We start from the raw sequence: 8,672 nt of genomic DNA, 5'->3' as shown, positions 1-8,672 counted from the left end.
TCGTCGGGCGATTCTCCAACATGATGCGCATCGAGGCGGACTGAGCGGTCCGCCGGAATGTTCGTCTGCCTGTGTAACGGAGTCACCAGCCAAACGGTGACCGAGGCGGTGGAAGCCGGGGCCTGCACGACCAAGGAGGTCGCGGCAGCCTGTGGGGCGGGCGCCGACTGCGGGCGCTGCCGGCGAACCGTCCAGGCGATGCTGCGATCGTCGGATCCGAACGGCGCTGCCACCCGGCCGCGGTCTTAGCGGCGAACGCTGCCGTCCGGCGACATCGCCTGGACGGTTCGCCGGCAGCGCCCGCAGTCGGCGCCCGCCCCACAGGCTGCCGCGACCTCCTTGGTCGTGCAGGCCCCGGCTTCCACCGCCTCGGTCACCGTTTGGCTGGTGACTCCGTTACACAGGCAGACGAACATTCCGGCGGACCGCTCAGTCCGCCTCGATGCGCATCATGTTGGAGAATCGCCCGACGAAAACCGGCGGGTAGGGGCCCACCCCGGCGCCGCTCATCCACTCGGCCGCCGCGTCGGGGTGCTCGATCCACCGCCGCGCGCTCTCCTCGTCGGGCAACTCCGACATGATCAGCACCTCGTGCTCGTCGTCGAAGGCCTGGAAGATCCAGGTCTTACGGATGCCGGCCGCGACGAATCTGTCCCTGGCCGAGGCGACTTCGGCGGTGAGCGCCGACACGTCGTGGACGGAGGCGATGGCGGCGACCACGACGCCGGGCGCCTCCGGAGTCGCCGGGGCCTCCGGGACGAACCTGTCCACGATCTCGCCGGCGAAGACCGCGGGAATGTCGTCGACGCCGGCCGCGTCGAACCACTCGAAGAACACGCGCGAGCGCAGCAACTCGACGATCGGCTCGCGACTGTGGACTCCGATCATCACCAGCACCCGGCCGTAGTCATGCGTCGAGGTGTAGACCAGGACGTGGTGGGCGCCGATATCGGCCAGGGCCGCCTTCCTGCGCTCGAGCAGCGGCCATACCCGGCTGGGGTCGGGAACACGATAGTCCGACGCGATGACCATCGAATGAATGTCGCCGTCGCTCAACGAAGTTGATCCTTCATAACTTTCCCGGTCGCATTGAGCGGCAGCTCGTCGAGAAACGCGATGGATCTCGGCGCTTTGAAACCAGCCATCCGCTCCCGGCACCATATCAACAGGTCATCCTCGGAAACCTGGGTTTTCGCCACAACGAAGGCCTTGCCGACCTGGCCCAGGCGATCGTCGGGAACCCCGATCACGGCGGCCTGCGCCACCGCCGGGTGCTCCAGCAGGTAGCCCTCGATCTCCGCCGGGTAGGCGTTGAACCCGCCCACGATGAACATGTCCTTCTTGCGCCCGTCGATCCGCAGCCGGCCCGCCGCATCGAGGCGGCCCAAATCGCCGGTGTGCAACCACCCGTCCGGATCGATCGCCTCGGCGGTGCCCGCCGGGTCGTCGAGGTATCCCTGCATGACGCCGTAGCCGCGGACCAGCACCTCGCCATCGCCGGCGATGCGCACCTCGACCCCGTCGCAGGGCACACCCGCGGTGGTGGCGACGTCCTCGAACGAATCCCCGGGCAGGGACAGCGTGACGTTGCCCGCCTCGGTGAGGCCGTATCCGGTCATCAGCGTCTGGAACGGCAATTCGTCATGGATGCGACGGACCAGCTCGACGGGGATGTCGGCGGCGCCGGTCACGCCGGCGCGCAGGGTCGACAGCTTGGACTTGTCGGCGACGGTCAGCAGCGAGTGGTAGAGCGTCGGCGGCCCGGGAAGCATCGTGATCCGTTCGCGGGCAATCAATTCCACCACGGCGTCGACGTCGAACACCGGCACCGGCAGCATCGTCGCGCCCCGCAGGAATGACGTGATCAGCCCGGCCTTGAGGCCAAAGGTGTGGAAGTAGGGGTTGATCTGCAAGTAACGATCACCCTGGCGCAGATCCGCGAGCGTCGCCCATTCCTCGTACATCCGCAGCGTCTGCCGATGGTTCATCATGGCGCCCTTCGGGCGGCCGGTCGTGCCCGAGGTGAAGATGATGTCGGCGATGTCGCTGCCGTTCACCGCCCGCTCGAACGGTGCACCGCTGGCGAGGAAGTCGGACTTCAGGTCGATGACGGGCGTCCCCGCGGGCGCGGTGTAGTCCTGGCCCAGAAAGCCCTTCTGGACCAGGACGGCCTTGACCTTGCTGCGGGCGATGATGTCGCCCGCTTCGTCCGGCTTGAACCGAGTGTTGACCGGCACCAGCACACCGCCCGCGGTGAGCAGCCCGAAGGCCGCGATGATCCATTCCGCGGAATTCGGCGCCCAGACCGCGACACGATCGCCCTTGTCGACGCCCAGCTCGGCGAAAGCGCCTGCTGCGCAACGGATTCTGTCGACGATCTCGGTGAAGGTGAAGCGCAGCGGACCGTCGACGACCGCTTCCGCGTCGCCGAAGCGGTCCGCCGCGCTCGAGACCATCGCGGGGATGGTCTCCCAATGCTGGCCGGCCGGCGCGCCAGTCACACCGTGACGAGCCGACCGAGGTTGCCACCCATGATCTTCGCCTGGTCGTCGACGGACAGGTGCGACAGCGCGTTGACGTAGAACGTCGGCTCCGCAAGCCCCTCCGGGTGCGGCCAGTCCGAGCCGTACAGCACCTGATCCACCCCGACGAGGCTGATCAGGTCGTCGATGCCGTCCTCGAAGAACGGGCTGACGTGGATCCGGTTCTTGACCATCTCGACGGGGTCGCTCGGGAACGCCTCCGGCGCCTTGCGGAAGACCTCGGCGAGGCCGTCGAGCAGCGGGGTCATCCACTTCGAACCCGCCTCGACGATCGCGACCTTCAGCTTGGGGTGGCGATAGAGCGCGCCGTGGATCACCCACGAGCCCACCGCATCCTGGATCGGCCGCCACTCGTTGAGGATGCCCATCGCGTTGGTCTGGAACGGCAGCATTTCCTGTTCGGCCCCGTCCCACTCGGAGGTGTAGCGGGAGTAGCCGCTGTCGCTGGAATGCATGCCGACCAGGACGTCGTGCTCGACGACGCGCTCCCAGAACGGGTCGAACTCCGGCAGGGCGAACGACCGGGGGCCGCGGAAGCCGGGGACCGGAGCCGGGCGCACCAGAATGCAGCGGGCACCGCGCTTGACCGCCCATTCCAGCTCCTCGATCGCCTTCTCGACGATCGGCAGGGTGATGACCGGCGTGGTGAAGATGCGGTTCTGGTAGTTGAACCCCCAGACGTCGTCGAGCCACTCGTTCAGCGCGTGGACCAGGACGTGGATGGCGACCGGGTCGTCGCGCAGCCGCTCCTCGAGCAGGCTGGCCAGCGTCGGGAACATCAGGGTGCGGTCCAGACCCAGCTCGTTCATCTTCTCCAGCCGCGGGCCGGGTTCGAAGAACGCCGGAATCGCGCGCATCGGCTCGCCGAACAGTTCGCGCTTGGATTTGCCCTCCGGGTTGCCGTACTTGAAGTACTCCTCCCAGGCGCCCGGCCGGGCGACGACCTCGAAGGTCGGGTTGGGGATGTAGTTGCTGATGTGGCCGCGGATCGCGATCTTCGTCCGCCCGTTGACCTGCACGTACTGGACGTAGTCCTGGTACGCCTTGGGCAGGTATTTGGTCAGCGCCTCCGGCGGCTCGTAGAGGTGGTTGTCCGCGTCAAAGATCGGGAACGGGACGTCTTCACGATGCGACAACTGGCCCATGGAATCCTCCTTCTTGATTTACGAGAATACTATTCTCTACGGGCGTCGAATCGCAACGCCGCCCGCCGATTGCGGTTCCGAGCGGTCAGCAGGTGACGACGATTTTGAACGTCGCGGTGGCCGGCTCACCGGGTTTGTCGGTCTTGTAGCCGTTGGCGGTGCCGCTGACGGTGAACTTGTCACCGGTAACGCTCAGGTCGGCGTTGCCGCCGTCGCCCCGGGAGTACATCCCGCTGAACCCGCCCAGGTTCTGGATGCGGACGGACTCGGCGGACGCGGGTTGCGCGTTTTCGTCGATGACGATCTTGGCGCCGGCGAAGTTGCCGCCGATGTCGATCGTCCGGGTCCACTGCAACTGGCCGCACTTCACGATGTGGAAGGTCCGGTCGTTACCGTCGACCGTCACCGAGGCGGTGCTGGAGATCTGGGTCGACGGTCGCGACGCGCAACCCGCAACTGCGGCGACGGCCAGTGCCGCCGCGACCGTGGCCACGCTTCGATCCAGCACCGAGCACCCCTGTCTTCGTTGACGATAGCCCTTCGGCCTGCGACGACGATGTTATTCTCGCACCGAGAGAATGCCAATATCGTGCATTTTCATCCGAGGAGTGAATGACGCATGGTGGACCTGGAGATCGACGACGGGTTGGCGGTGCTGACCATCGATCGCCCGCAAGCGCGCAATGCCATCGCGCTGGACACCATGCAGCAGCTGGAGAAGGCGCTCGACGCAGCGGCGGGCGCCAAAGCCTTGGTGATCAAGGGCGCGGGTGATCGGGCCTTCGTATCCGGCGGCGACCTCAAGGAGCTGCGCGCACTGCGGACGGAAGAGGATGCCGCGGCGATGGCCAAGCGGATGCGAGCGATATGCGACCAATTGGCCAGCTTCCCGGCGCCGGTGATCGCCGCGCTGAATGGCCACGCCTTCGGCGGCGGCGCCGAAGTCGCGGTCGCCGCCGACATCCGGCTGGCGGCCGACGACGTCAAGATCGCCTTCAACCAGGTGGAGCTGGAGATCATGCCGGCCTGGGGCGGCGCCGAGCGGCTGGCCGCGCTCGTCGGCAAGAGCAGGGCGCTGTTGCTGGCCGGCACCGGAACCGCCCTCACGGCGGCCGAGGCGCAACGAGTCGGCCTGGTCGATCGGGTGCTGCCGCGCGCGGAGTTCGACGCGGGATGGCAATCCGTCGCCAGGTCGTTGGCCCGGCACCCGGCGACCGAGATAAAGCGCGTAATCAGCGGGGTTTCGGCCGACGAAGCGATAGCATCCTTTGCGCGGCTGTGGGTCGCCGACGCACACTGGCGGGCCGCGGAGCGGGTCATGAACCGCACCACGAGTGCGGGACGGGCGGCTGGAGGAGCGAGATGACGGGCAGACGATTGGGCGTGGGCGCAGCGACCCTGTCGGCGTTGCTGGTTGGTGCGACCGGCTCGGTCGTGAGCGCCGCGCACGCCGTCGCCGACCCGGTGATGCATCACGTCAAGTACACCGTCACCGCGCAGAATCCGATCTACACCGACATCTACTACCTGGACCACCAGCCGGAGAAGTTCTCCGACTACAGCCACAACCCCTACTCGTTCACGCCGCACGTCGATGTCGATCTCGGCCCGGGCAAACCGTGGAGCTTCGACCTGGACATGTCGAACCCCGATGACTACGCGATGGTCGTGGCGAGCACGGGCACCGAGCCCGGCACGCCGGGGCTTCACTGTGATCTGGCGGTGGACGGGGCCGTCGTCGTGTCCAAGGACGGCCCCAAAGGCGTGCTCTGCTCGCTGCGCAACTGGTGAACTACCCAGGTCGGCGGGACATCCTCGATCGGTCGCGGCTCGCCCTCTAGGCGACGCAGGTATTGCTCGACCAACTCCACGGTCTCGGCGTGACCGCCGGACATGCCGATCGCCTGCTCAAGCACCAGCATGCGCGACAAACTGGTCATCAACACCGTCCAGACCACCGCCGGCACGTCCTCGTTGCCCGCGCCGTAACGCTGCAACGCGGCGGCCACCGCTTTGCGCTGCTCCTCGCGGAAACGTTCGGCGTAGTAGGCGATTTCGGCCCGCATGTCTTTGCGATGATTGGCCAACGCCATGAATTCCATCGAAATCCGGGTGAAGCCCGGATCGGTGCCGAACCGCCAGAGCGCCCACAAGGGTTGCGGCGATTGCAGCAGCTGGGCCTGCGCCTGCAGTCCTTCGTCGGCGCGGCGGCGGAAGACCTCCAGAAACAGCTCCTCCATGGTGCGGAAGTAGTAGTGCACCAACTGCGGTTTCAGCCCCGCCTTGTTCGCGAGGCGGCGTGACGTCACGGCGGCATAGCCCTCTTCGAGCATCAGCTGCTCGGCCGCGTCGAGCAGCAGGCCGCGATTCTTCGCGTCCGGCGCCCCGATCCGGCGGGCCGCAGAAGCAGATGTCATGCCGTCACTCCATGCTCTCGAGATTCCGGTGTCGACCTAGTCAAATCGTAGCCAGGTCATCGCTCTGCCCCGGCGTTGCGATCTTGACCCTGACATTACCGCCATGCTAAGCAGGTGCTCAGCACATTTCGGTTTCGAGATCGCGCGGCCCCATGCCCCTGCCGCCGAACACAGCCGGTAATCCAAGCCAGGGAGACGCAATCCGATGAGCGATTACGAGTCGATCGACTTCTTCACCGACCCGTCTCTGGTGCCCGATCCGCACCCCTACTTCGATTACCTGCGCAGCCAGAACCCGGTGTTGCGGCTGCCGCACTATGGCGTCGTCGCGGTCACGGGCTACGACGAAGCCTGCGAGATCTACAAGGATCCCGACACGTTCTCCAACATCGTCGCGCTGGGCGGCCCGTTCCCGCCGCTGCCGTTCACGCCCGAAGGCGACGACATCAGCGCCCAGATCGATGCGCACCGCAGCTCCTTCCCCATGTTCGAGCACATGGTCACCATGGATCCGCCGGACCACACCAAGGCCCGGTCCGTGCTGGCCAAGCTGCTGACCCCCAGCCGGCTGAAGCACAACGAGGAGTTCATGTGGCGCCTGGCCGACCGGCAGCTCGACGAGTTCCTGCAGAACGGCGAGTGCGAGTTCATCGCCGAATACTCAAAGCCGTTCGCCACCTTGGTGATCGCCGACCTGCTCGGCGTGCCCGAGGAAGACCACAAGGAGTTCCGCTCCGTCCTCGGTGCCGATAGGCCCGGTCGAGTGGGCGCCCTCGACCACGAGTCGGTCGGCATCAACCCGCTGGAGTGGCTCGACGACAAGTTCTGCAACTACATCGAGGACCGGCGGCGCGAGCCGCGTAACGACGTGTTGACCTCGCTCGCCTCGGCGAAGTATCCGGACGGGTCGACGCCCCCGGTGATCGAGGTGGTCCGCTCGGCGACGTTCCTGTTCGCCGCGGGCCAGGAGACGACGGCCAAGCTGCTCAGCGCGGCACTTCAGGTGCTCGGTGACCGACCGGACATCCAGCAGGAGCTGCGCGAGGACCGCAGCCTGATCCCGGGGTTCATCGAGGAATCGTTACGGATGGACAGCCCCGTCAAGAGCGACTCGCGGCTGGCCCGCAAGGCCACCACCGTCGGGGGTGTCGACATCCCCGCCGGCACGGTGGTGATGATCCTGCCGGGCGCCGCGAACCGCGACCCGCGTCGGTTCTCCAACCCGCACGAATTCGACCTGCGCCGCAAGAACGTTCGCGAGCACATGGCGTTCGCCCGGGGTGTCCACTCCTGTCCGGGCGGTCCGCTCGCCCGAGTCGAGGGCCGCGTTTCGATCGAACGCATCCTGGACCGGATGCCGCACATCGAGATCGACGAAGCCCATCACGGCCCGGCCGCCGAGCGTCGCTACACCTACGAGCCGACGTACATCCTGCGCGGCCTGAGCGAACTCCACCTCACGTTCACCACCGCGGACGCGGTCGCGGTCGCGGGCTGAATCAGAGGTACAAGCCGACGAAGTAACAGCTGAGCAGGGCGACGCCCATCAGCAGCACCCACGCGTCCGTAAGCCGGCACAGCAGCACGGGAGCGTTGCGCACCTCCATGAACTCTCGAAAAATGATGCGCACCTTGACAAGTGCGATCACGATGACGCTCGACGTCACCACCGCGCTGGATCTCAGCGATCCGCCCGCGGAATGGTCTAGCCACAGATAGGTCAGCGTCAGCGACGCCAGGATCAGCCACACCACCAGCAGCCGTTTGTTGAATTTGATTCCGATCACCTCACCACATACAGCAACGCGAAGATGAGTACCCACAGGAAATCGACGGTGTGCCAGTAGGTCGCGCAGGTTTCGACGAGCTGCTGAGATTCCCGCGTTTCGTGGGCTTTTCGCGCCTTCCCGCGAAGTTGGTAGACGATGACGCCGAGGGCGACGAAACCGATCAGCAGGTGTACGAAGTGGATGCCGGTGAGGAAGAAATAATAGGTGAAAAAATCGTTGCTGCCCAAACCGTTACCCGTGCCGACCAGTCGGGCCCACTCGAAGACCTTGCCGAGCAGGAAGACCACCGCGAACCCCGCCGTGATGAACGCGTCCCGCAGTGCCGCCGGGTAGGCGCCGGCGCGGGCGGACTGGACACACCGCGCCACCGACCACGAGCTCAGGAGCAGGACAAGGGTGTTGAATACCCCGATGCGCAGGTCGAGGTGCGCCTGCGACTGCAGAAACAGCTCAGGATCGCGAGCCCGGGAGAACAGATAGAAGCCGAAATACGCTGTGAAGACCAGTGTCTCGAACAGCACGAAGGCCCACATGTCGGGTTGACCGGGCACGAATCTGGATCGTTGGTTCTCGTCGGCCACCTCGGTCATCAGGCAGCTGCCTCTTTTGCCGGCAGCTTGGGCAGTGGTCCGGTACCGAAGTCTTCGCGGCGGATCATTTGAAATAGCATCACGATGAAAGTGACTTGGTAGACGCCGAATACGACCATGTCCAGCCACCAGGCAATCTCGCCGTCCCACGCGAACACGCCGCGCCGGAAGATCCAGCACGGTGCCA

At 66.0% G+C, this 8,672-nt stretch carries 12 protein-coding genes and 1 pseudogene; 4 read left to right on the top strand and 9 right to left on the bottom strand.

The window, feature by feature from the left end; all coding sequences use genetic code 11:
* The first annotated feature begins 57 nt into the window (after positions 1 to 57).
* The gene (locus A9X05_RS03840; protein WP_067779277.1) at positions 58 to 249 is read left to right on the top strand and encodes a bacterioferritin-associated ferredoxin; all 192 of its coding nucleotides are present in this window, start codon (positions 58 to 60) and stop codon (positions 247 to 249) included.
* Here the strand turns inward: A9X05_RS03840 and A9X05_RS03835 are convergent.
* The 5 genes from A9X05_RS03835 to A9X05_RS03815 form a co-directional block, all read right to left on the bottom strand.
* Positions 246 to 416, bottom strand: a complete 171-nt coding sequence (locus tag A9X05_RS03835) for a bacterioferritin-associated ferredoxin (protein WP_067779274.1) — start codon at positions 414 to 416, stop codon at positions 246 to 248. The two genes, A9X05_RS03840 and A9X05_RS03835, sit on opposite strands and share 4 nt — an antisense overlap.
* 13 nt (positions 417 to 429) lie before the next feature.
* Positions 430 to 1,056, bottom strand: coding sequence for a fatty-acid--CoA ligase (locus tag A9X05_RS03830; protein ID WP_067753345.1), 627 nt, complete (start codon positions 1,054 to 1,056; stop codon positions 430 to 432).
* Positions 1,053 to 2,456 (bottom strand): FadD3 family acyl-CoA ligase, encoded by a 1,404-nt coding sequence (locus A9X05_RS03825; RefSeq protein ID WP_067753420.1) that lies wholly within the window; start codon positions 2,454 to 2,456, stop codon positions 1,053 to 1,055. The genes A9X05_RS03830 and A9X05_RS03825 overlap by 4 nt, the downstream gene beginning before the upstream one ends.
* A 41-nt stretch (positions 2,457 to 2,497) precedes the next feature.
* Positions 2,498 to 3,688 carry an amidohydrolase family protein gene (locus tag A9X05_RS03820; protein ID WP_067779271.1) on the bottom strand — a complete coding sequence of 397 codons (1,191 nt, stop codon included), beginning with the start codon at positions 3,686 to 3,688 and terminating at the stop codon, positions 2,498 to 2,500.
* A gap of 85 nt (positions 3,689 to 3,773) precedes the next feature.
* A complete protein-coding gene (locus A9X05_RS03815) occupies positions 3,774 to 4,196 on the bottom strand; it encodes a lipoprotein LpqH (protein ID WP_067779268.1) in 423 nt (140 codons plus the stop codon).
* A 111-nt stretch (positions 4,197 to 4,307) separates the two neighbouring features.
* Here A9X05_RS03815 and A9X05_RS03810 point away from each other — a divergent pair, with 111 nt between their 5' ends.
* Complete coding sequence (locus A9X05_RS03810; RefSeq protein WP_067753334.1) at positions 4,308 to 5,054, top strand: enoyl-CoA hydratase/isomerase family protein; 747 nt, start codon at positions 4,308 to 4,310, stop codon at positions 5,052 to 5,054.
* A gap of 101 nt (positions 5,055 to 5,155) precedes the next feature.
* A complete protein-coding gene (locus A9X05_RS03805; RefSeq protein WP_156670069.1) occupies positions 5,156 to 5,479 on the top strand; it encodes a hypothetical protein in 324 nt (107 codons plus the stop codon).
* Here the strand turns inward: A9X05_RS03805 and A9X05_RS03800 are convergent.
* Positions 5,395 to 6,105 carry a TetR/AcrR family transcriptional regulator gene (locus A9X05_RS03800; protein ID WP_067753328.1) on the bottom strand — a complete coding sequence of 237 codons (711 nt, stop codon included), beginning with the start codon at positions 6,103 to 6,105 and terminating at the stop codon, positions 5,395 to 5,397. The genes A9X05_RS03805 and A9X05_RS03800 overlap by 85 nt on opposite strands.
* A 205-nt stretch (positions 6,106 to 6,310) precedes the next feature.
* On the opposite strand from A9X05_RS03800, the gene A9X05_RS03795 reads away from it, so the two are divergent.
* Positions 6,311 to 7,603 (top strand): cytochrome P450, encoded by a 1,293-nt coding sequence (locus A9X05_RS03795; RefSeq protein ID WP_067753324.1) that lies wholly within the window; start codon positions 6,311 to 6,313, stop codon positions 7,601 to 7,603.
* A 1-nt stretch (position 7,604) separates the two neighbouring features.
* Here the strand turns inward: A9X05_RS03795 and A9X05_RS03790 are convergent, their stop codons facing one another.
* The 3 genes and pseudogenes from A9X05_RS03790 to A9X05_RS03780 form a co-directional block, all read right to left on the bottom strand.
* Positions 7,605 to 7,889, bottom strand: coding sequence for a cytochrome C oxidase subunit IV family protein (locus A9X05_RS03790; protein WP_067779279.1), 285 nt, complete (start codon positions 7,887 to 7,889; stop codon positions 7,605 to 7,607).
* Positions 7,889 to 8,485 carry a cytochrome c oxidase subunit 3 family protein gene (locus A9X05_RS03785; protein WP_067753321.1) on the bottom strand — a complete coding sequence of 199 codons (597 nt, stop codon included), beginning with the start codon at positions 8,483 to 8,485 and terminating at the stop codon, positions 7,889 to 7,891. Before A9X05_RS03785 ends, A9X05_RS03790 begins: the two co-directional genes overlap by 1 nt.
* Positions 8,485 to 8,672, bottom strand: a pseudogene (locus A9X05_RS03780) (hypothetical protein); the annotation flags it as partial. The gene A9X05_RS03785 and the pseudogene A9X05_RS03780, both read right to left, overlap by 1 nt.

It is taken from the genome of Mycobacterium sp. E3298, assembly GCF_001666895.1.
Taxonomy (GTDB): Bacteria; Actinomycetota; Actinomycetes; order Mycobacteriales; family Mycobacteriaceae; genus Mycobacterium.
Note: the sequence above shows the minus strand (reverse complement) of the source record. Positions and strands in the feature narration are given on the sequence as shown.

Excerpts from the sequence above, each read along its gene's own strand:
- A9X05_RS03795 (WP_067753324.1), top strand. The coding sequence starts at position 6,311 with ATGAGCGATTACGAGTCGATCGACTTCTTCACCGACCCGTCTCTGGTG.
- A9X05_RS03800 (WP_067753328.1), bottom strand. The coding sequence starts at position 6,105 with ATGACATCTGCTTCTGCGGCCCGCCGGATCGGGGCGCCGGACGCGAAG.
- A9X05_RS03805 (WP_156670069.1), top strand. The coding sequence starts at position 5,156 with ATGCATCACGTCAAGTACACCGTCACCGCGCAGAATCCGATCTACACC.
- A9X05_RS03825 (WP_067753420.1), bottom strand. The coding sequence starts at position 2,456 with ATGGTCTCGAGCGCGGCGGACCGCTTCGGCGACGCGGAAGCGGTCGTC.
- A9X05_RS03820 (WP_067779271.1), bottom strand. The coding sequence starts at position 3,688 with ATGGGCCAGTTGTCGCATCGTGAAGACGTCCCGTTCCCGATCTTTGAC.
- A9X05_RS03810 (WP_067753334.1), top strand. The coding sequence starts at position 4,308 with ATGGTGGACCTGGAGATCGACGACGGGTTGGCGGTGCTGACCATCGAT.
- A9X05_RS03785 (WP_067753321.1), bottom strand. The coding sequence starts at position 8,485 with ATGACCGAGGTGGCCGACGAGAACCAACGATCCAGATTCGTGCCCGGT.
- A9X05_RS03840 (WP_067779277.1), top strand. The coding sequence starts at position 58 with ATGTTCGTCTGCCTGTGTAACGGAGTCACCAGCCAAACGGTGACCGAG.
- A9X05_RS03835 (WP_067779274.1), bottom strand. The coding sequence starts at position 416 with ATGTTCGTCTGCCTGTGTAACGGAGTCACCAGCCAAACGGTGACCGAG.